This window comes from Citrobacter sp. C13, from assembly GCF_014596815.2.
Classification (GTDB): domain Bacteria; phylum Pseudomonadota; class Gammaproteobacteria; order Enterobacterales; family Enterobacteriaceae; genus Citrobacter; species Citrobacter portucalensis.
In genome coordinates, this window is sequence record NZ_CP115024.1 from 4,397,474 (window position 1) to 4,420,032 (window position 22,559).

Consider the following 22,559-nt stretch of genomic DNA (forward strand, 5'->3'; position numbering starts at 1 on the left):
TGTTAAACCCGTGGCGATTCAGTATCAATGCTCTGCCGGGGATCTCACCGTCCCCGCGCGGATGCTGATCGCCCTTTAGCAAATGGGTGCCTGGGCATGTTCATCGCCACAGGCACCTTCCATCCAGCCTGATCATTTACCTAAATCTGCTTTATTCAACAACGCCAGATTCATCCTCACTCATGCTTTCTTTGCTTTGAATGAACCGGAGCGCCAAATAAAGGTCTGGTGCCAGAATCATGTCGTCGTCTTTCATTGTCGGTCGACTCTCCTTAAACCAGCGTGTTAACTCCGTTTTCCGGCCCGCAAGAATTAACTTAATCTGCCGCCCCTTCAGGTCCCGTTTTAACTCATTAATGGTTGCCAGGACGCTGATATCTGAATAGGTAAAGCAAGAAACGGCGTCAATGACCACCCATTTCGGTTGTAGCGCAGCACCATCGACTAAATTCAAAACACGGCGCTTAAAATAGGCCACATTAAAATAGGTCAGCGGTGAGTTAAATCGGTACATCAACACGCCAGGGATCATTTTCACATCAGTTGAATTACCTAATGAGTGAATCATCCCATTTTCGTCAATTCCCAATAAGTGTTCAGTAGGACGGAAAACTGTGCGCAGGAACTGCAACAGACCTAGCAATACCGCAAGGCCAATTCCCTGAATAACACCAATAATCAGAACACAGCCAAAGGTGAAAAACGCCAGGCGAAATGCGGGTTTATTTCTTCGCCTCAGGTTCCAGAGTCCGCGTAAATCAATTAATGACCACGATGCATAAATTAGAACAATGCCTAATGCAGATACCGGAATAAATTGTAATGGCTGCGTGAAAAATACCACGACGATTCCGATGATTAAGGCAGCAACAACGGAAACAAGCTGGCTTTTCCCTCCAGAGGAATCATTTACCGCAGTCCGGGAATCGGCTCCGCTAATCGCAAACCCCTGAGATAAGCCAGACATTAGATTCGCGACCCCCAAAGCCCTGAACTCAGCATCAGCATTTATTTCGTATCCGTTTTTCGCGGCAAAACTGCGAGCGGTGAGCATCAGGCTAACAAAACTGACTAACGCCAGGTTCAGCGCAGGGATCAATAAATCACGCGCCAGACCAGGCTGAAACGATCCCCAGTGAACGACGGGCAAACCAGACTGAAAGCCCGATCCCCCAATAGTGGCAATCCCATACTGCTGCGCAGATGTAATCCATACCAGCGCCGTTGTTATCACAATAGCAATCAACGGTGCTGGCCATTGGCTACGAAACGTCTTGATAGCTATTAAAATCGCTAACGTTAGGATGGCGATCCCTAAGGTTAATAAATGAATTTCTGAGAGTCGACCAGGCAGGGCAATGATCTTCTCAATCACTTGCTCTTCATCAAGCGTAATCCCCAATACCTTACCGAGTTGCCCGACAATAATCGTCACGGCAACGCCGTTAAGCAGACCCGTTAGAATGGGATGAGAAAGCAGGTCAGCAAGCGCCCCCAGGCGAAATTTACTGGCAAGCAGGCACCATCCCCCCATCATCACAGTCATGACAATTGTTAACTGCCAGTGAAGTTCTGGGTTTCCGGCAGAAAGAGGAACTACAACGGCTGCAATTACCGCGCAGGTCGTGGCATCAGGACCAACAATCAATTGGCGGGAAGAACCAAACAGCGCATAAGCTAGCATTGGCAAAACGCAGGAATATAACCCGACGATAGCCCCGACTCCCGCTAACTCAGCGTAAGCAATCGCAACCGGTAGTGCTACGGCAGCAACGGATAACCCGGCTTTAACATCATGTTTTAGCCAGCTTTTATCGTACGCTAATAAATTTTTTAGCCCCGGCATGTAGTTTAATACCATTTTTCCGAACACTTTATTCTCCGGATAGACCCTTACTAATAGATAAAGGTACACGTAACTGTCGCAGGCGATCCTGATATTTTCGGGAGGTAATACAGAAAATTCAGATTGGGGGGTTTACCGCATATGCCGCAGGAAGGCTTGTGTTATGGAAGTTTTGGATATTGCTTTGTACCCGATGGTGCGGTGTTGTGATGTGCCTGATGCGCTGCGCTTATCAGACCTACAAAATACATTCAGCCCGGCCCCTGTAGGCCGGATAAGGCGGTTTTCATCCCGCACAGACGCAAAAAAGCCCATCCGGCAGGATGGGCTTCTTCACTTTAATTGATGCCTGGCAGTTCCCTACTCTCGCATGGGGAGACCCCACACTACCATCGGCGCTACGGCGTTTCACTTCTGAGTTCGGCATGGGGTCAGGTGGGACCACCGCGCTACAGCCGCCAGGCAAATTCTGTTTATCAACACACTTTTAGCATGTCGATGTTATCTGTAATCAGGCTGAATATTGTCTCTGTCTTTCGCCAAAACACCTTCGGCGTTGTAAGGTTAAGCCTCACGGTTCATTAGTATCGGTTAGCTCAATGTATCGCTACACTTACACACCCGACCTATCAACGTCATCGTCTTTAACGTTCCTTCAGGACTCTCAAGGAGTCAGGGAGAACTCATCTCGGGGCAAGTTTCGTGCTTAGATGCTTTCAGCACTTATCTCTTCCGCATTTAGCTACCGGGCAATGCCATTGGCATGACAACCCGAACACCAGTGATGCGTCCACTCCGGTCCTCTCGTACTAGGAGCAGCCCCCCTCAATTCTCCAGCGCCCACGGCAGATAGGGACCGAACTGTCTCACGACGTTCTAAACCCAGCTCGCGTACCACTTTAAATGGCGAACAGCCATACCCTTGGGACCTACTTCAGCCCCAGGATGTGATGAGCCGACATCGAGGTGCCAAACACCGCCGTCGATATGAACTCTTGGGCGGTATCAGCCTGTTATCCCCGGAGTACCTTTTATCCGTTGAGCGATGGCCCTTCCATTCAGAACCACCGGATCACTAAGACCTGCTTTCGCACCTGCTCGAGCCGTCACTCTCGCAGTCAAGCTAGCTTATGCCTTTGCACTAACCTCCTGATGTCCGACCAGGATTAGCTAACCTTCGTGCTCCTCCGTTACTCTTTAGGAGGAGACCGCCCCAGTCAAACTACCCACCAGACACTGTCCGCAACCCGGATCACGGGTCTACGTTAGAACACCAGCCATTAAAGGGTGGTATTTCAAGGATGGCTCCATGCAGACTGGCGTCCACACTTCAAAGCCTCCCACCTATCCTACACATCAAGGACCAGTGTTCAGTGTCAAGCTATAGTAAAGGTTCACGGGGTCTTTCCGTCTTGCCGCGGGTACACTGCATCTTCACAGCGAGTTCAATTTCACTGAGTCTCGGGTGGAGACAGCCTGGCCATCATTACGCCATTCGTGCAGGTCGGAACTTACCCGACAAGGAATTTCGCTACCTTAGGACCGTTATAGTTACGGCCGCCGTTTACCGGGGCTTCGATCAAGAGCTTCTCCTTACGGATAACCCCATCAATTAACCTTCCGGCACCGGGCAGGCGTCACACCGTATACGTCCACTTTCGTGTTTGCACAGTGCTGTGTTTTTAATAAACAGTTGCAGCCAGCTGGTATCTTCGACTGATTTCAGCTCCATGGGTAAACCACTTCACCTACATATCAGCGTGCCTTCTCCCGAAGTTACGGCACCATTTTGCCTAGTTCCTTCACCCGAGTTCTCTCAAGCGCCTTGGTATTCTCTACCTGACCACCTGTGTCGGTTTGGGGTACGATTTCGTGTTACCTGATGCTTAGAGGCTTTTCCTGGAAGCAGGGCATTTGTTACTTCAGCACCGTAGTGCCTCGTCATCACACCTCAGCGTTAAAAGAAGTCCGGATTTACCTAAACTTCCCGCCTACATGCTTAAACCGGGACAACCGTCGCCCGGCTAACATAGCCTTCTCCGTCCCCCCTTCGCAGTAACACCAAGTACAGGAATATTAACCTGTTTCCCATCGACTACGCCTTTCGGCCTCGCCTTAGGGGTCGACTCACCCTGCCCCGATTAACGTTGGACAGGAACCCTTGGTCTTCCGGCGTGCGGGTTTTTCACCCGCATTATCGTTACTTATGTCAGCATTCGCACTTCTGATACCTCCAGCATACCTCACAGTACACCTTCAACGGCTTACAGAACGCTCCCCTACCCAACAACACATAGTGTCGCTGCCGCAGCTTCGGTGCATGGTTTAGCCCCGTTACATCTTCCGCGCAGGCCGACTCGACCAGTGAGCTATTACGCTTTCTTTAAATGATGGCTGCTTCTAAGCCAACATCCTGGCTGTCTGTGCCTTCCCACATCGTTTCCCACTTAACCATGACTTTGGGACCTTAGCTGGCGGTCTGGGTTGTTTCCCTCTTCACGACGGACGTTAGCACCCGCCGTGTGTCTCCCGTGATAACATTCTTCGGTATTCGCAGTTTGCATCGGGTTGGTAAGTCGGGATGACCCCCTAGCCGAAACAGTGCTCTACCCCCGAAGATGAATTCACGAGGCGCTACCTAAATAGCTTTCGGGGAGAACCAGCTATCTCCCGGTTTGATTGGCCTTTCACCCCCAGCCACAAGTCATCCGCTAATTTTTCAACATTAGTCGGTTCGGTCCTCCAGTTAGTGTTACCCAACCTTCAACCTGCCCATGGCTAGATCACCGGGTTTCGGGTCTATACCCTGCAACTTAACGCCCAGTTAAGACTCGGTTTCCCTTCGGCTCCCCTATTCGGTTAACCTTGCTACAGAATATAAGTCGCTGACCCATTATACAAAAGGTACGCAGTCACACCCCAAAGGGTGCTCCCACTGCTTGTACGTACACGGTTTCAGGTTCTTTTTCACTCCCCTCGCCGGGGTTCTTTTCGCCTTTCCCTCACGGTACTGGTTCACTATCGGTCAGTCAGGAGTATTTAGCCTTGGAGGATGGTCCCCCCATATTCAGACAGGATACCACGTGTCCCGCCCTACTCTTCGAGTTCACAACACATGCACTTTTGTGTACGGGACTTTCACCCTGTATCGTGCGACTTTCCAGACGCTTCCACTAACACACATGCTGATTCAGACTCTGGGCTGCTCCCCGTTCGCTCGCCGCTACTGGGGGAATCTCGGTTGATTTCTTTTCCTCGGGGTACTTAGATGTTTCAGTTCCCCCGGTTCGCTTCATTACGCTATGTATTCACGTAATGATAGTGTGACGAATCACACTGGGTTTCCCCATTCGGAAATCGCCGGTTATAACGGTTCATATCACCTTACCGACGCTTATCGCAGATTAGCACGTCCTTCATCGCCTCTGACTGCCAGGGCATCCACCGTGTACGCTTAGTCGCTTAACCTCACAACCCGAAGATGTTTCTTTCGATTCATCATCGGTTTGCAAAAATTTGAGAGACTCGAACACACCGCTTTTCATTTCTTATTACGGAGAAATGAAACAGTGTGTCGTTTCAATTTTCAGCTTGATCCAGATTTTTAAAGAGCAAAACTTCTTAATGCACTCGAAAGTACATTCAGAAGTTCATCATTCATCAGACAATCTGTGTGAGCACTACAAAGAACGTTTCTTTAAGGTAAGGAGGTGATCCAACCGCAGGTTCCCCTACGGTTACCTTGTTACGACTTCACCCCAGTCATGAATCACAAAGTGGTAAGCGCCCTCCCGAAGGTTAAGCTACCTACTTCTTTTGCAACCCACTCCCATGGTGTGACGGGCGGTGTGTACAAGGCCCGGGAACGTATTCACCGTGGCATTCTGATCCACGATTACTAGCGATTCCGACTTCATGGAGTCGAGTTGCAGACTCCAATCCGGACTACGACATACTTTATGAGGTCCGCTTGCTCTCGCGAGGTCGCTTCTCTTTGTATATGCCATTGTAGCACGTGTGTAGCCCTACTCGTAAGGGCCATGATGACTTGACGTCATCCCCACCTTCCTCCAGTTTATCACTGGCAGTCTCCTTTGAGTTCCCGGCCGAACCGCTGGCAACAAAGGATAAGGGTTGCGCTCGTTGCGGGACTTAACCCAACATTTCACAACACGAGCTGACGACAGCCATGCAGCACCTGTCTCAGAGTTCCCGAAGGCACCAAAGCATCTCTGCTAAGTTCTCTGGATGTCAAGAGTAGGTAAGGTTCTTCGCGTTGCATCGAATTAAACCACATGCTCCACCGCTTGTGCGGGCCCCCGTCAATTCATTTGAGTTTTAACCTTGCGGCCGTACTCCCCAGGCGGTCGACTTAACGCGTTAGCTCCGGAAGCCACGCCTCAAGGGCACAACCTCCAAGTCGACATCGTTTACGGCGTGGACTACCAGGGTATCTAATCCTGTTTGCTCCCCACGCTTTCGCACCTGAGCGTCAGTCTTTGTCCAGGGGGCCGCCTTCGCCACCGGTATTCCTCCAGATCTCTACGCATTTCACCGCTACACCTGGAATTCTACCCCCCTCTACAAGACTCTAGCCTGCCAGTTTCGGATGCAGTTCCCAGGTTGAGCCCGGGGATTTCACATCCGACTTGACAGACCGCCTGCGTGCGCTTTACGCCCAGTAATTCCGATTAACGCTTGCACCCTCCGTATTACCGCGGCTGCTGGCACGGAGTTAGCCGGTGCTTCTTCTGCGAGTAACGTCAATTGCTGCGGTTATTAACCACAACACCTTCCTCCTCGCTGAAAGTACTTTACAACCCGAAGGCCTTCTTCATACACGCGGCATGGCTGCATCAGGCTTGCGCCCATTGTGCAATATTCCCCACTGCTGCCTCCCGTAGGAGTCTGGACCGTGTCTCAGTTCCAGTGTGGCTGGTCATCCTCTCAGACCAGCTAGGGATCGTCGCCTAGGTGAGCCGTTACCCCACCTACTAGCTAATCCCATCTGGGCACATCCGATGGCAAGAGGCCCGAAGGTCCCCCTCTTTGGTCTTGCGACGTTATGCGGTATTAGCTACCGTTTCCAGTAGTTATCCCCCTCCATCGGGCAGTTTCCCAGACATTACTCACCCGTCCGCCACTCGTCACCCAAGGAGCAAGCTCCTCTGTGCTACCGTTCGACTTGCATGTGTTAGGCCTGCCGCCAGCGTTCAATCTGAGCCATGATCAAACTCTTCAATTTAAAAGTTTGATGCTCAATGAATTAAACTTCGTAATGAATTACGTGTTCACTCGTTGAGACTTGGTATTCATTTTTCGTCTTGCGACGTTAAGAATCCGTATCTTCGAGTGCCCACACAGATTGTCTGATAAATTGTTAAAGAGCAGTTGCGACGCGCTTTAGCGCTCTGTCGCGAGGTGGCGTATATTACGCTTTCCTCTTTCAGAGTCAACCCTCATTTTCAGGTTTTTCTCTTCAACCGAACCGGTTGTTTGTGTGAAGTGATTCACATCCGCCGTGTCGATGGAGGCGCATTATAGGGAGTTTCCTGTGGCCCGCAACCCTTAAATGACAGAAAAATGACTGACTGCTGCATTCCACAGCAAAACCCCGCCTTATACCCATTTACACACAGAGTTATCCACAATCATAAGGAAATTATCTGTCAGCGCCCCTGAAAAGGGAGAGAACCGGTATGAAAATCTCTATATAGAAAGAAATTCACTCTACGCTATATAAAGAAGAAGGACCGACAACTGAAGCGCCATAATCCCTACCACCTTTGAATTACGGACCCCATCAGGCAATAATACCCGCACAAACCGTGATTTCAGGACTGTGATGAGATACTCCCTGCAACGTACAGCTATACGCAAACGCCCGATGAAGCTTGGCACCACCGTGATCCTCATGGTTAGTGCAGTACTCTTCTCCGTGCTGCTTGTCGTTCATCTGATTTATTTCTCGCAGATCAGCAACATGACGCGCGATGCATTAGCGAGTAAAGCGCTTGCGGTCGCGCGAACGCTAGCCAACTCTCCGGAGATCCGCCAGGGACTAATGAAAAAGCCCGAGGAAAGCGGCATTCAGGCGATTGCCCAGGCGGTGAATAAGAGCAACGACTTTTTGTTCATCGTCGTCACTGATATGCAAAGCATTCGTTACTCCCATCCCGAAGCGCAGAGAATCGGTCAGCCATTTAAAGGCGATGACATATTGCTGGCCCTGCAGGGTAAAGAGAATGTCGCCATTAATCGCGGATTCCTGGCTAAAGCTCTACGTGTATTTACTCCTATCTATGACGAACATCACCGGCAGATTGGCGTCGTGTCGATCGGCCTTGAGCTAAGCCGGGTGACTGAGCAGATCAATAACAGCCGCGGCAGCATCATCTGGTCCATCTTATTTGGCGTGCTGGTTGGACTGCTCGGTACATGGGTATTTGTCAAAGTTCTCAAGCGCATTCTGTTTGGTCTGGAGCCTTATGAAATCTCCAATCTGTTCGAACAACGCCAGGCGATGCTGCACTCTATAAAGGAAGGTGTCATTGCCGTTGACGAATGCGGTGAGGTGACGCTGATTAACCAAGCGGCGCAGGAGCTGCTGGATTATCACAAATCACAAGATGATGCCCAGCTCTCCACACTCAGCCATGCGTGGTCACAGGTGGTCGATTTTTCACAGGTACTACATGACGGAACGCCGCGCCGCGATGAAGAGATCATGGTGAAGGATCGGCTACTCTTAATTAACACGGTCCCGGTACTCAGCAACGGTAAAATCATCGGTGCCATTTCAACCTTCAGAGATAAGACTGAAGTCCGAAAACTAATGCAACGTCTGGATGGTATGGTCAACTATGCCGACGCACTTCGTGAACGATCCCACGAATTCATGAATAAATTGCACGTGATTCTGGGATTATTGCATCTGAAAAGTTATAAGCAGCTTGAAAATTACATCCTGAAGACAGCAAACAATTATCAGGAAGAAATTGGCTCGCTGTTAGGAAAAATAAAATCACCGGTGATCGCAGGATTTTTACTCAGTAAGATTAATCGCACATCTGATTTAGGCCATAGTCTGGTCATTAGCAATGAAAGCCAGTTACCGGAAAATAGCAACGAAGATCAGGTGGCGGTGCTGATTACCGTTCTGGGGAATCTGATTGAAAACGCCCTGGAAGCGCTAGGTCAAGAACCTGGTGGTGAGATCAGCGTATCCTTGCATTATCGACACGGCTGGTTGCATTGCGAAGTGAATGACGATGGTCCGGGGATTGCCCCCGAAAACATTGAGCATATCTTTGAGAAGGGCGTTTCGTCAAAAGGAACCGAACGGGGCGTTGGTTTAGCGCTTGTTAAACAACAGGTTGAAAACGTTGGCGGCAATATATCCGTCGAGTCTGAACCTGGGATCTTCACCCAATTTTTTGTACAGTTACCGTGGAATGGTGAGAGGGCCAGCAGATGATCAATGTCTTAATTGTCGATGACGATGCAATGGTAGCGGAATTAAACCGCCGTTATGTCGCGCAACTCTCCGGTTTTCACTGCTGCGGCACAGCCTCCACGCTGGAGAAAGCAAAAGAGATAATCTTTCATAGCGGTCATCATATTGATCTGATTTTGCTAGATATTTATATGCAAAAAGAAAACGGTCTGGACCTGCTACCGGTTCTGCACAGCGAAGGTTGCAAGTGTGATGTCATCGTCATCTCTTCCGCCGCTGATGCCACCACCATCAAAGATTCACTTCACTACGGTGTTGTTGACTACCTGATCAAACCTTTCCAGGCTTCCCGGTTTGAAGAGGCGCTCACCGGCTGGCTGCACAAGAAAAATGAAATGGACAAGCATCAGTATTATGAACAGTCTGAGCTTGACCAGCTGATTCACGGCAGCTCTTCCAATGAACAGGAAGCACGGCGCTTACCCAAAGGGTTAACGCCACAAACGTTACGCACGCTGTGTCAGTGGATTGATGAGCACCAGGATCAAGAGTTCTCCACAGATGAGCTGGCCAACGAGGTCAATATCTCGCGCGTCTCTTGCCGTAAATACCTTATCTGGCTCGTCAATTGTCACATCTTATTTACCAGCATCCATTATGGCGTGACCGGCAGACCTGTTTATCGTTATCGCGTGCAGGCTGAACACTACTCATTGCTTAAACAATATTGCCAATAAATACACTTGGGATTATTTGTTATTTGAAAGTAACAATTATTAAAATAATGAAAAATCCCAATTTCACCAGCTGGAACTGTAAAATTATAAATTTGCGTTAGATCAAATATATTTGTATCCGACATGTTAAATGCATTATTTAAATATTGACAAACATCACACTGTTTTTAATTTCAAAATCGCTAACAAAAGTTAATTAAGTATTATCTAACTCGCAGAGTGTGTATTTTTACCCATAAAGGATTAGTCTGAAATTAACCAGACATACAAAATCTAGACTGGTAGCAATGGAGACCATGCTACGTACCATGGACACCGTACATTTTTGTGAGCAAATAAAAGTATCCGCACGCCGACCTCATCACATTATGAGATGGCGTGACCGTGATCACATAAATAATCTACTCACCCATTCTGTCGGTGGTTCACGTAATAGCGGAAAACGCAAAACAGATAAATTACAGCGTCAACCGCAGCTTTCCATGTTCAGCTCTGCTTCCCATCGCCTGAGGATTCTCTCCTCTGATCAAAGCCACAGAAAAAACCAAATATCGCCATAACTTTAAAAAAACATTCTAGCAAGACATTTGAACATTAATCGCAAATACGGATATATCGAATACTGACCATTTTTTGATGCTTATTCTGGCAAAAAAGAATGTGGCACAGATCCATTTTTCAAAAATTGACTGGGTTTTTCGCGAGGGTAAATAAAATGTTATTTAGTATACAACTTCTCATAATATTAATATGTTTGTTTTATGGTGCCAGAAAGGGCGGTATCGCACTGGGTTTATTAGGCGGTATCGGCCTGGTCATTCTGGTTTTCGTTTTCCATCTCCAGCCGGGTAAACCACCTGTAGATGTAATGCTGGTTATTATTGCCGTGGTGGCCGCATCGGCAACCTTGCAAGCCTCCGGCGGCCTTGACGTTATGCTGCAAATCGCTGAAAAGCTGCTGCGCCGTAACCCAAAATACGTTTCCATCGTCGCACCTTTCGTTACCTGCACCCTGACGATTCTCTGCGGTACAGGGCACGTGGTATACACCATCCTGCCAATCATTTATGACGTTGCCATTAAGAACAATATTCGCCCGGAACGTCCGATGGCGGCGAGTTCTATCGGCGCGCAGATGGGGATTATCGCCAGCCCGGTTTCTGTAGCCGTTGTGTCACTGGTGGCAATGCTGGGTAACGTAACGTTTGAAGGCAAGCATCTCGAATTCCTCGACCTGCTCAGCATCACCATCCCGTCTACCCTGTTGGGTATCCTGGCGATCGGTATCTTCAGCTGGTTCCGTGGTAAGGATCTGGATAAAGATGAAGAGTTCCAGAAGTTCATTTCCGTACCTGAAAACCACAACTATGTGTATGGCGATACCGCCACGCTGTTAGACAAAAAGCTGCCGAAAAGCAACTGGCTGGCCATGTGGATCTTCCTGGCCGCTATCGCCGTTGTTGCCGTGCTTGGCGCGTTCTCTGAGCTGCGTCCTACCTTTAGCGGCAAACCGCTGTCAATGGTGCTGGTTATCCAGATGTTCATGCTGCTGACCGGTGCGCTGATTATTATCCTGACGAAGACCAATCCCGCTTCAATATCTAAAAACGAAGTCTTCCGTTCCGGTATGATCGCGATTGTGGCGGTGTACGGTATTGCCTGGATGGCCGAAACAATGTTCGGCGCGCACATGACAGAAATCGAAGGTGTGCTGGGCAATATGGTGAAAGAGTATCCGTGGGCCTATGCAATTGTTCTGCTGCTGGTATCCAAATTTGTAAACTCCCAGGCAGCGGCGCTGGCAGCGATTGTTCCGGTCGCGCTGGCAATCGGAGTTGATCCCGCGTACATCGTGGCTTCTGCTCCGGCATGTTACGGTTACTACATTCTACCGACCTACCCGAGCGATCTGGCTGCTATCCAGTTTGACCGTTCCGGCACCACCCACATCGGCCGCTTCGTTATCAACCACAGCTTCATTCTGCCTGGCTTGATCGGCGTAAGCGTATCCTGTGTCTTTGGTTGGATCTTCGCCGCAATGTACGGTTTCCTGTAATCACAGTTCGCGTGCCGTCCACGTTGGTACGGCACGCCACCATGAAGACACAGAGAATTTTAAAATTCCTGAGAAAAATGAAAAGGCTGGAAGCAAATGTCAAAAGTTGAATTCACTTACCAGGCGGCTTTCCCACTGGGGGAAGACAAAACTGAGTACTACCTGCTGACATCCGAACACGTCAGCGTCGGCGAGTTTGAAGGCGAAACAATCCTGAAAGTAGCCCCTGAAGCACTTACGCTACTGGCCCAGCAAGCCTTCCACGATGCCTCCTTCATGCTCCGCCCAGAACACCAACAGCAAGTCGCCTCAATTCTCCATGATCCCGAAGCCAGCGAAAACGATAAGTACGTGGCACTGCAGTTCCTGAGAAACTCCGAAATCGCCGCCAAAGGCGTGTTGCCAACCTGCCAGGACACCGGTACGGCAATCATCATGGGTAAAAAAGGTCAGCGTGTTTGGACCGGCGGCGGCGATGAAGCGGCGCTCTCCAAAGGCGTATTTAATACCTATATCGAAGATAACCTGCGCTACTCGCAAAACGCGGCGCTGGATATGTACAAAGAAGTGAATACCGGCACCAACCTGCCCGCACAGATCGATCTGTACAGCGTGGACGGTGACGAATACAAATTCCTGTGCGTGGCCAAAGGCGGCGGCTCAGCCAACAAAACCTATCTGTATCAGGAAACCAAAGCGCTGCTGACTCCCGGCAAACTGAAAAACTTCCTGGTTGAGAAAATGCGTACGCTGGGTACCGCAGCTTGCCCGCCGTACCACATCGCATTCGTCATTGGCGGCACGTCAGCGGAAAGCACCCTTAAAACGGTGAAGCTGGCCAGCACACACTACTATGACGCGCTGCCGACTGAAGGCAATGCTCACGGCCAGGCGTTCCGCGATCTGCAACTGGAACAGGAACTACTGGAAGAAGCGCAAAAACTCGGCCTTGGCGCTCAGTTTGGCGGAAAATACTTCGCACACGATATCCGCGTGATCCGCCTGCCTCGCCACGGCGCGTCCTGCCCGGTTGGTATGGGCGTTTCTTGCTCCGCAGACCGTAACATCAAGGCCAAGATCAACCGCGAAGGGATCTGGATTGAAAAACTGGAACATAACCCAGGTCAGTACATTCCAGAATCTCTGCGCCAGGCGGGCGAAGGCGAAGTGGTTAAAGTTGACCTTAACCGCCCAATGAAAGAGATCCTCGCCCAGCTCTCTCAGTACCCGGTTTCTACTCGTCTGTCACTGAGCGGTACTATCATTGTTGGTCGTGACATTGCCCACGCGAAGTTAAAAGAACGTATTGAGTCCGGCGAAGGTCTGCCGCAGTACGTGAAAGATCATCCGATCTACTACGCGGGTCCGGCCAAAACGCCTGCAGGCTACCCGTCCGGTTCTTTAGGTCCAACCACCGCGGGTCGTATGGACTCCTACGTTGACCTGTTGCAGTCTCACGGCGGCAGCATGATCATGCTGGCAAAAGGTAACCGTAGCCAGCAGGTGACTGACGCCTGCCACAAACACGGCGGCTTCTACTTGGGCAGCATCGGTGGACCGGCAGCGGTACTGGCGCAGCAGAGCATTAAGCATCTGGAATGCGTGGAATACCCGGAGCTGGGAATGGAAGCTATCTGGAAAATCGAAGTAGAAGATTTCCCGGCTTTCATCCTGGTCGATGACAAAGGCAACGATTTCTTCCAGCAAATCGTCAGCAAACAATGCGCTAACTGCGCGAAGTAACCCATTCGGCCCGGCACTGGACTGGCACTAAATTTTTGGCGTCAGTCCAGCGATCCCCCCGGGCCAACTTTATCCCCCCATTTACTGGTATTGAATTTTTGCCGTTCACAGGGAATAGTGACCTTTTCCATTACGTGTGAATTCGCAATGCTCCGCACTCTGAACCCCACAATCTTGCGCACCGGCGCATTGATCCTGGCGCTGATTCTTATCTACACCGGTATCTCTGCCTCGGAGAAAATCACCTGGCTGATGGAAGTCACACCGGTCATTATTGTCGTCCCGCTGTTGCTGGCAACCATGAAGCAGTACCCATTGACGCCGCTGCTTTATACGTTGATTTTCTTGCACGCCATCATTCTGATGGTAGGCGGGATGTATACCTACGCCAAAGTTCCCATTGGTTTTCAGGTTCAGGAATGGCTGGATCTCAGCCGTAACCCCTATGACAAGCTGGGCCATTTCTTCCAGGGGCTGGTACCAGCCCTGACGGCAAGAGAGATTTTAGTGCGCGGCAATATTGTCCGTGGTCGTAAGATGCTGTCATTTCTGGTCTGCTGCGTAGCGCTGGCGATTAGCGCAATGTATGAACTGATCGAATGGTGGGCGGCGCTGGCAATGGGACAAGGTGCGGATGATTTCCTTGGCACGCAGGGTGACCCGTGGGATACCCAGTCGGACATGTTCTGCGCCCTGCTCGGCGCATTAACAACGGTCCTCGCACTGGCGGGCTGGCACAATCGGCAGTTGAAAACGGCCGGAGAGCGCTAACGCTTTTCCGGCAATCTACGCTACCTACTGCGATACTTGATAACCAGAATCGGCAAGGCGAACAACAGTGTCAGAAAGTTCGCCATGCTGACGGCAGTATCTTCAATCAATAATCCGTAAATCAGCCACAAAACCAGCCCGCACACAAACATCACATACATCAAACCGGAGATGCCTTGCGTGTTGCGGGTGGTAATAACCTTAATGGCTTGCGGTAAGAAAGAAAGCGTCGTCAGGCTAGCCGCCATATACCCAATCCACGAATGCCATTCCATCGCTACGCCTTCACATCGCCTGGAGTGGCTACCGCAATAGCCGGGATATCCAGTTGCTCATGGTGCTGCGGCACCTTGCGATACTTATCCAGTAAATGGATCTGGATCCTGCGCAGGGTGTCGCCATTCAGTCGATAAAAGCGGAAATACAGGACTAAGGTCACCACGAAAAAGAGTGCGGGTAGCGCTATCATAATAAACTGCATGCCAACGATGGTTTCGGCAGACTGCGCGACATTCGGCGCGTAATTAATCACCCCGAGTATCAACGCGATAAAGAAAGCGGCAAATGCTGACCCGCCTTTTACCACCATTGTCTGCACCGAATAAGCGATACTTTCACAACGAACATTAAGTTTGTATTCGCCGTAATCAACGGTATCCGCCACCATAATAACCTGCAACACCCAGAAAAGCGCAGATCCAATATTTAGTAAAACACCAGCAATAACAATCAGTAAGATATTATGGAAATCTGCCAGCGCCATCACCAGTAGTACGCTACAGCTAAGCACCGGCAGCACCGATGCCCCAGCCCACAAGATCCGTCGTGACAACGCGCTTACCAACCGAGGAAAGAAAATCAGCGTCAGCAGGTTTGCCGCACCTGCGTAAGACATGTAGTACGGGAAGAGACTTGCATCGCCAATCACGTAGGTAAAATAGTAAATGGCAAAGCCAGCAATGATATTGGATGCAATATTGTAAGCCAGTGCCATACCTAACAGGCAGGTTAGCTGGTCATTTTTATAAATGAGCCCAACGATCGCTTTCAACCCAAGACGACTGCTGTCTGCCGTGGCCTCACTATCTGACGAAAAAACCTCATGCACATTCCGTAGCGTCACAACGGTGGAAACGATAAAGAACGCGATGAGAATGAGCGTAAACATCTGAAAACCAAAACCACGATCGGCTCCGCCAACATAGCTCACAAAAGGTAGCGTCACGCCTGCGGTAACAAACCCGGCAAGGCTGGCGAAGAAACGCGGATACGGCACCAGTTGTTCACGCTCGCGTTTATCCAGTGTAATGGTTGGCACCAGTGACCAGAATGGAATATCCATAATGGTGTAGGTCATTCCCCATAATATATACGTCACGCAAACAAATACGACCTGCGCAGTACCCTCAAAAAGATGTGCGCTAAAAAGCAAAAACAGCACCAATGAGTTCGCCAGCGTACCGAGCAAGATCCAGGGTTTAAATTTTCCCCAGCGCGATCGGGTGGCGTTCACAATCCAGCCCATGATGGGATCGTTTACCGCATCCCAGATCCTTGCCGCTAGGAACAACGTTCCGACCAGCCCCACCGATAATCCCACCACGTCGGTGTAGTAATACATCAGGTACATGTACACAATTCCGATGGCGAAATCCTTACCAAACGCTCCAAATCCATAACTGAGTTTTGTTGTCAGAGATATGCTCATAGGGTATCGGGTCGCTGTTACCAGCGCCCGCCTTCTGTAAGAGGAAACGTCAGAGGTTAAACGCCGGATACAATGCCCGGCGTGATTGTGTATTAACGGTACAGCCAGGCCGGCAGCCAGTCGCCGTGAGACGCGATCAGGTCGTCCACCAGCGCATAAATCTCTTCAATCCCCAGTACAGCGGCGGTATGCGGATCCATCATCGCCGCGTGATAAACGCGATCGCGATTCTCCGTCAGGATGGCTTCCGTTAGCAGGGTCTGAACATTGATATTGGTTTGCATCATGGCCGCCAAATGTGACGGGAGAGTCCCGACTTTCGTTGGCTGAATACCATTCGCATCGACCAGACAAGCGACTTCAACGCAGCAGCCTTGCGGCAGGTTATCGATCAGATTGTCATTGCGAACGTTGCCATACACGACGCTCGGTTCACCGGTCCAGATAGCGTTCATGATAGTGCTGGCATATTCGCGTGACGGTTTAATGTCGATCCGCTCAGCCGTTTTGTACTCTTCCAGCTCTTTTTTCCAGTTCGCCAACTGTTCCACACAACGTTTCGGATATTCATCCAATGGCACCTTATAGCGCTCAATCAGATCTTCACGCCCCGGTTTGATAAACCACGGCGTATATTCAGCGAAGTGCTCCGACGATTCGGTGACGAAATACCCCAGTTTTTTGAACATTTCATAACGCACAATGTTCTGGCAACGGGTATTTCCGTGAATATTTGGTTTCGGCGCCTGACCGGATTCATAGGCCGCCAGCAGCTCCGGGTAGAGATTCACATAGGCACCGTCCGCCGTTTTGCGCTCCAGCTCCAGATAAAACGCCATATGGTTGATCCCGGCACTGCGATAGCGCAAAGAGGCAGGGTCGATGTTCAGATCGCGGGCCAACTCCTCCGCCGTCCCCTGCACCGAATGACACAACCCAACCTGCTTAATATGCGGATAACGTGCATACATTGCCCAGGTGTTCATTGCCATCGGGTTAACGTAGTTAAGCATCGTGGCCTGCGGACAGACTTCGGTCATATCCTCACAAATCTGCCATAAATGCGGGATGGTACGCAGCGCGCGCATGATGCCGCCCGGCCCCAGCGTGTCGGCAATCGTCTGCTCCAGACCATGGCGTTTACACACCGTAAAATCGGTGATGGTACAAGGTTCATAGCCGCCAATCTGGAAAGCGACCACCACAAAATCAGCATCCTGTAATGCTGCTTTTTGATCGGTATAGCAGGTGATTCGTCCAGACGCGCCCGCAGAATCCATCAACTTGCGCACAACAACGTGTGATTCTTCCAGACGCGTAGGATCGAGATCCATCAAGGCGATATGCGCAGATTTAAGCGCATCGCGGTGAAAGACATCCCCAAGAATATTTTTGACGAAAATCGTGGAACCGGCGCCGATAAAGGTAATTTTGGGTGCAGACATCATGACTCTCCAGAACATTAGTGAACACAGTCATGGTGGCACAGCGCATAGATGAAAACCTCCGACTTCCCTGCCGAGCATTCCCATAAACTCAGATCATCACTCTGCGCCCTATTGGATCTGAGTTTATGGGACAAAATTACCCAAAAAGCAGAGTATGCGGCCGCAAAATGTCGCTATGCTCAATGGTAACGGTCCAATTTGTGTCCTGATTCTCAGCCTTAATACGTGTTAAATGACATGATTCTGATAATTCAGGAAATGGAGCAACCATGAGTACATTACCGACATCACCTCTCCCTCCCGATCCGCACATGTGCAGTAGCGATGAAGAACAAACCCGCAGCCCGCTATCGCTGTACTCAGAATATCAACGTATGGATATCGAGTTGCGCTCACCGCATGCTATGCCTGCCAGCCACTGGCATGGGCAGGTGGAGATCAATGTTCCGTTTGATGGTGACGTCGAGTACCTTATCAACAATGAAGTCGTGCAGATAAAACAGGGACACATCACGCTATTCTGGGCCTGTACACCTCATCAACTCACGCGTCCGGGCAGCTGCCAAAGTATGGCTATCTTCAATTTACCGATGCACCTTTTCCTCTCCTGGCCGCTGGATCGCGAGCTGATCAACCATGTTACCCATGGAATGGTCATCAAATCGCTGGCGTCGCAGCAGTTGAGCACCTTTGAGGTTCAGCGCTGGCAACAGGAACTGAGCAACCCGAACGAACAAATTCGCCAGCTCGCCATTGATGAAATTGGTCTGATGCTCAAACGGTTTAGCCTTTCCGGCTGGCAGCCTATACTCGTCAATAAAACCTCGCGGACCCACAAAAACAGTGTGTCGCGGCACGCCCAGTTTTACGTCAGCCAAATGCTGAGCTTTATTGCCGACAACTACGATCAGGCGCTCACCATCAACGACGTCGCGGAACACGTGAAGCTCAACGCCAACTACGCGATGGGGATTTTCCAACGCGTAATGCAACTCACCCTGAAGCAGTACATTACGGCAATGCGGATCAATCACGTCCGCGCATTGCTTAGCGATACCGATAAAACCATTCTCGACGTTGCGTTGACCGCCGGATTCCGATCCAGCAGCCGTTTTTATGACACCTTCAGCAAGTTTGTCGGCATGTCGCCGCAGCAGTACCGCAAACTAAGCCAGCAGCATCGGCAAACAATCGCAGGTTGATATCATTCGGCAATATCAGTATCAGCCAAAAAAATATTCCCACTGTCGATAAACGGCGGTGAAAAACCGCCAACAAGCAAACATAAACCACTGTTTAAAAACAAATTAAACACATATCAGGCTATTTTTTACCCGCTTTACAGCCCATTTTGACAGGATAATACTTGCCTGCGTCACATTCATACGGTGTGTCTGCAATTCATAGATTGCAACCTTTCCACAACCGGGTAAAAGATGATGAAAGTATTAATTGTTGAAAGTGAGTTTCTGCATCAGGACACCTGGGTCGGTAGCGCTGTCGAACGTCTGGCTGACGCATTAAGCCGCCAAAATGTTACCGTCATTAAGTCCACCTCATTCGACGATGGTTACGCAATCCTCGCCGCCAATGAAGCCATTGATTGCCTGATGTTCAGCTATCAAATGGAACAACAAGACGAACACCTGAACGTCAGGCAATTGATCGGCAAGCTCCACGAGCGCCAGCAAAACGTTCCCGTTTTCCTGCTGGGCGATCGCGAAAAAGCCACCGCATCGCTGGATCGCGACCTGCTGGAGCTTGTCGATGAATTCGCCTGGATTCTGGAAGACACCGCAGACTTTATCGCCGGGCGCGCCGTTGCGGCGATGACCCGCTACCGCCAACAACTTCTGCCGCCACTGTTCAGCGCGCTGATGAAGTACGGCGACATCCATGAATACTCCTGGGCAGCACCAGGTCACCAGGGCGGCGTCGGATTCACCAAAACGCCGGCCGGTCGTTTCTACCATGATTACTATGGTGAAAACTTATTCCGTAGCGACATGGGTATTGAACGTGCATCGCTCGGTTCGCTGCTGGATCATACCGGCGCGTTTGGTGAGAGCGAAAAATATGCCGCCCGCGTGTTTGGCGCTGACCGTTCCTGGTCCGTAGTGGTCGGGACTTCCGGCTCTAACCGCACCATCATGCAGGCCTGTATGACCGACAACGACGTCGTGGTGCTGGATCGTAACTGCCATAAATCCATCGAACAGGGGCTGATCCTCACTGGGGCAAAACCGGTGTACATGGTGCCAAGCCGCAACCGGTACGGCATTATCGGGCCTATCTACCCGCAGGAAATGCAGCCTGAAACTTTGCAGAAAAAAATCAGCGAAAGCCCGCTGACCAAAGACAAAGCCGGACAAAAACCGTCTTACAGCGTTGTGACCAACTGTACCTACGACGGTGTTTGTTACAACGCCAAAGAGGCCCAGGACCTGCTCGCGCAAACCAGCGATCGCATCCACTTCGATGAGGCCTGGTACGGCTATGCTCGCTTCAACCCAATTTATGCCGATCACTACGCCATGCGTGGCGCGCCGGGCGATCATAACGGTCCTACCGTTTTTGCCACCCACTCAACCCACAAACTGCTGAATGCGCTTTCTCAGGCATCTTACATTCACGTTCGTGAAGGTCGTGGGGCCGTGAACTTCTCCCGCTTTAACCAGGCGTACATGATGCACGCCACTACCTCTCCGCTGTATGCCATCTGCGCCTCAAACGACGTGGCGGTCTCCATGATGGATGGTAACAGCGGCCTGTCACTCACCCAGGAAGTGATCGACGAAGCGGTCGATTTCCGTCAGGCCATGGCACGGTTGTACAAAGAATTCACCGCCGAAGGCGACTGGTTCTTCAAACCGTGGAACAAAGAGATTGTGACCGATCCGCAGACCGGCAAAACCTATGACTTTGCCGATGCGCCAACCCAACTCCTGACCACCGACCAGAACTGCTGGGTTATGCGCCCGGGTGAATCCTGGCACGGATTTAAAGACCTGCCGGATAACTGGAGCATGCTGGACCCGATCAAAGTCAGCATTCTGGCACCGGGGATGGGCGACGATGGCGAACTGGAAGAGAACGGCGTACCGGCCGCACTGGTCACCGCCTGGCTTGGCCGTCACGGCATCGTGCCGACCCGTACCACCGATTTCCAGATTATGTTCCTGTTCTCCATGGGTATTACCCGCGGGAAATGGGGCACACTGATCAACACGTTGTGCTCTTTCAAACACCATTACGATGCCAATACCCCGCTGGCACAGGTGATGCCAGAACTGGTTGAGGAACATCCAGACACTTACGCCAACATGGGCATTCACGATCTGGGCGACACCATGTTCGCCTGGCTGAAAGAGAACAACCCTGGCGCACGTCTTAACGCGGCCTACTCCGGCCTGCCTGTTGCTGAAATCACCCCGCGTGAAGCCTATAACGCGATAGTCAGCGATAACGTTGAGATGGTGGCCATTGAAAATCTGCCGGGTCGTATAGCCGCGAATTCCGTTATTCCTTACCCACCAGGAATTCCGATGCTGCTGTCCGGGGAAAACTTTGGCGACGCCAATAGCCCGCAGATTAGTTATCTACGTTCGTTGCAGTCCTGGGACCACCACTTCCCTGGATTTGAACATGAAACCGAAGGAACGGAAATTATTGACGGTGTGTACCACGTTATGTGCGTGAAAGCATAATGTCGTTTTATAGATAGTCCGATGTTTAAGGTAGACATGTCATGCTTGAGTAATTCCTGAGTATTGCTGCAAAACAATAACATTGTCATACCTTTTTGCGCGGGACCACCCCGCGCTTTTTTTATACGCAAATAGCGCCTTTCCACTTGCGTACAAAAATGTGTACATAAGAAAAATCCCGCCAAACATTGTAATTAATTTCAGACACGTTATTTTATTGCAGTCCTGGTTTCATCATACAATTTCAATTTAGCCGATTTGGCTCATCCGATGTTGAGCTACGGTGTTTTATGTTCATATTCCTGGAGTTGGGTATGAGGCTTTGCAGCAAAGAAGCTTGTGTTGTTGTATTAACGGAGAAGGATGTTTGGTTAAGGATTAACGGTAAAGAAGCCATCAGTTTAAAAGCTAATCATATGGCACTGGTGGCATGCGATAATAATATTATCGATTTCTCATCACTTAATAACGCATTGGTCGTACATATCAGCCGCGATATCATTAAAGATTATCTGCGCTTTTTAAATAAAGACCTTTCACAGATCCCACTCTGGCAACGCAGTGCCAGCCCAGTGATGACCGCCGCGTGTCTGACGCCGGATGTCTTCAGGGTGGCTGCCCAACATAGCGTAATGGACACAGTGAACGAAGCTGAAAGAGAGCGTACGCGCTCGCTACTGTTCACGGTGTTATCACGCTTTCTCGACAGCAAAAAGTTTATTTCTTTGCTCATGTATATGCTACGCAACTGTATCAGCGATAGCGTTTATCACATTATTGAGAGCGATATACATAAAGACTGGAATTTAAGCATGGTTGCCAGTTGCTTATGCCTGAGTCCCAGTTTGTTAAAGAAAAAGCTCAAAAGTGAAAATACAAGTTACAGCCAAATAATTACCACATGTCGCATGCGATATGCCGTCAATCAATTACTGATGGACGGCAAAAACATTTCTCAGGTCTCTCAACTGTGTGGATATAACAGTACCTCATACTTTATCTCCGTATTCAAAGAGTTCTATGGGATGACGCCTCTGCATTATGTTAGTCAACATAGGGAGCCATCCGCCGCCTGATTTTTAATCAG

Annotated in this window: 12 protein-coding genes and 3 rRNA genes; 8 read left to right on the top strand and 7 right to left on the bottom strand. The window is 50.1% G+C overall.

Going from position 1 to position 22,559, the window contains the following annotated elements; all coding sequences use genetic code 11:
- Window positions 1–151: 151 nt before the first annotated feature.
- The 4 genes from IB222_RS21080 to IB222_RS21095 form a co-directional block, all read right to left on the bottom strand.
- The gene (locus IB222_RS21080; protein WP_148362550.1) at window positions 152–1,873 is read right to left on the bottom strand and encodes a SulP family inorganic anion transporter; all 1,722 of its coding nucleotides are present in this window, start codon (window positions 1,871–1,873) and stop codon (window positions 152–154) included.
- 320 nt (window positions 1,874–2,193) lie between these two features.
- Window positions 2,194–2,309: ribosomal RNA gene (rrf, locus tag IB222_RS21085) — 5S ribosomal RNA — on the bottom strand.
- Window positions 2,310–2,406: 97 nt separating this feature from the next.
- Window positions 2,407–5,314 (bottom strand): 23S ribosomal RNA (locus tag IB222_RS21090).
- A 235-nt stretch (window positions 5,315–5,549) separates the two neighbouring features.
- Window positions 5,550–7,091 (bottom strand): 16S ribosomal RNA (locus tag IB222_RS21095).
- Together the 16S, 23S and 5S rRNA genes form the textbook arrangement of a ribosomal RNA operon.
- Before the next feature lie 600 nt (window positions 7,092–7,691).
- On the opposite strand from IB222_RS21095, the gene IB222_RS21100 reads away from it, so the two are divergent.
- The 5 genes from IB222_RS21100 (at window position 7,692) to IB222_RS21120 (ending at window position 14,609) form a co-directional block, all read left to right on the top strand.
- Window positions 7,692–9,323, top strand: coding sequence for a sensor histidine kinase (locus tag IB222_RS21100; protein WP_003826772.1), 1,632 nt, complete (start codon window positions 7,692–7,694; stop codon window positions 9,321–9,323).
- Window positions 9,320–10,039 carry a two-component system response regulator DcuR gene (gene dcuR / locus IB222_RS21105; protein ID WP_008786975.1) on the top strand — a complete coding sequence of 240 codons (720 nt, stop codon included), beginning with the start codon at window positions 9,320–9,322 and terminating at the stop codon, window positions 10,037–10,039. Before IB222_RS21100 ends, dcuR begins: the two co-directional genes overlap by 4 nt.
- 715 nt (window positions 10,040–10,754) lie before the next feature.
- Window positions 10,755–12,095, top strand: a complete 1,341-nt coding sequence (dcuB, locus tag IB222_RS21110) for an anaerobic C4-dicarboxylate transporter DcuB (protein WP_003031873.1) — start codon at window positions 10,755–10,757, stop codon at window positions 12,093–12,095.
- A 96-nt stretch (window positions 12,096–12,191) separates the two neighbouring features.
- A complete protein-coding gene (gene fumA, locus IB222_RS21115; protein ID WP_057068411.1) occupies window positions 12,192–13,838 on the top strand; it encodes a class I fumarate hydratase FumA in 1,647 nt (548 codons plus the stop codon).
- Window positions 13,839–13,985: 147 nt separating this feature from the next.
- On the top strand, window positions 13,986–14,609 hold the full coding sequence (locus IB222_RS21120; protein WP_032934135.1) for a DUF2238 domain-containing protein: 624 nt from the start codon (window positions 13,986–13,988) through the stop codon (window positions 14,607–14,609).
- 20 nt (window positions 14,610–14,629) lie between these two features.
- Here IB222_RS21120 and IB222_RS21125 read toward each other — a convergent pair whose 3' ends face one another.
- The 3 genes from IB222_RS21125 to melA form a co-directional block, all read right to left on the bottom strand.
- Entirely contained in the window at window positions 14,630–14,884 is a 255-nt protein-coding gene (locus IB222_RS21125) for a SemiSWEET transporter (RefSeq protein WP_079939016.1), read from the bottom strand.
- 2 nt (window positions 14,885–14,886) lie between these two features.
- Entirely contained in the window at window positions 14,887–16,317 is a 1,431-nt protein-coding gene (gene melB / locus IB222_RS21130) for a melibiose:sodium transporter MelB (protein WP_079939015.1), read from the bottom strand.
- Between the two features lie 92 nt (window positions 16,318–16,409).
- Window positions 16,410–17,765, bottom strand: a complete 1,356-nt coding sequence (gene melA / locus IB222_RS21135; protein ID WP_149385122.1) for an alpha-galactosidase — start codon at window positions 17,763–17,765, stop codon at window positions 16,410–16,412.
- A gap of 269 nt (window positions 17,766–18,034) precedes the next feature.
- Between melA and melR the strand changes: the two genes are divergently transcribed.
- The 3 genes from melR (at window position 18,035) to IB222_RS21150 (ending at window position 22,548) form a co-directional block, all read left to right on the top strand.
- The gene (gene melR / locus IB222_RS21140; protein WP_003826756.1) at window positions 18,035–18,967 is read left to right on the top strand and encodes a transcriptional regulator MelR; all 933 of its coding nucleotides are present in this window, start codon (window positions 18,035–18,037) and stop codon (window positions 18,965–18,967) included.
- Window positions 18,968–19,204: 237 nt separating this feature from the next.
- On the top strand, window positions 19,205–21,472 hold the full coding sequence (gene adiA / locus IB222_RS21145; protein ID WP_148362704.1) for an arginine decarboxylase: 2,268 nt from the start codon (window positions 19,205–19,207) through the stop codon (window positions 21,470–21,472).
- 314 nt (window positions 21,473–21,786) lie between these two features.
- Window positions 21,787–22,548, top strand: coding sequence for an AraC family transcriptional regulator (locus IB222_RS21150; protein ID WP_008786968.1), 762 nt, complete (start codon window positions 21,787–21,789; stop codon window positions 22,546–22,548).
- The last annotated feature ends 11 nt before the right edge of the window (window positions 22,549–22,559 follow it).

Bases quoted from the DNA above. Each gene is read 5' to 3' on its own strand.
- IB222_RS21100 (WP_003826772.1), top strand. From the start codon at position 7,692: ATGAGATACTCCCTGCAACGTACAGCTATACGCAAACGCCCGATGAAG.
- adiA (WP_148362704.1), top strand. From the start codon at position 19,205: ATGAAAGTATTAATTGTTGAAAGTGAGTTTCTGCATCAGGACACCTGG.
- dcuB (WP_003031873.1), top strand. From the start codon at position 10,755: ATGTTATTTAGTATACAACTTCTCATAATATTAATATGTTTGTTTTAT.
- fumA (WP_057068411.1), top strand. From the start codon at position 12,192: ATGTCAAAAGTTGAATTCACTTACCAGGCGGCTTTCCCACTGGGGGAA.
- IB222_RS21150 (WP_008786968.1), top strand. From the start codon at position 21,787: ATGAGGCTTTGCAGCAAAGAAGCTTGTGTTGTTGTATTAACGGAGAAG.
- IB222_RS21120 (WP_032934135.1), top strand. From the start codon at position 13,986: ATGCTCCGCACTCTGAACCCCACAATCTTGCGCACCGGCGCATTGATC.
- melB (WP_079939015.1), bottom strand. From the start codon at position 16,317: ATGAGCATATCTCTGACAACAAAACTCAGTTATGGATTTGGAGCGTTT.
- melA (WP_149385122.1), bottom strand. From the start codon at position 17,765: ATGATGTCTGCACCCAAAATTACCTTTATCGGCGCCGGTTCCACGATT.
- melR (WP_003826756.1), top strand. From the start codon at position 18,035: ATGAGTACATTACCGACATCACCTCTCCCTCCCGATCCGCACATGTGC.
- IB222_RS21125 (WP_079939016.1), bottom strand. From the start codon at position 14,884: ATGGAATGGCATTCGTGGATTGGGTATATGGCGGCTAGCCTGACGACG.
- dcuR (WP_008786975.1), top strand. From the start codon at position 9,320: ATGATCAATGTCTTAATTGTCGATGACGATGCAATGGTAGCGGAATTA.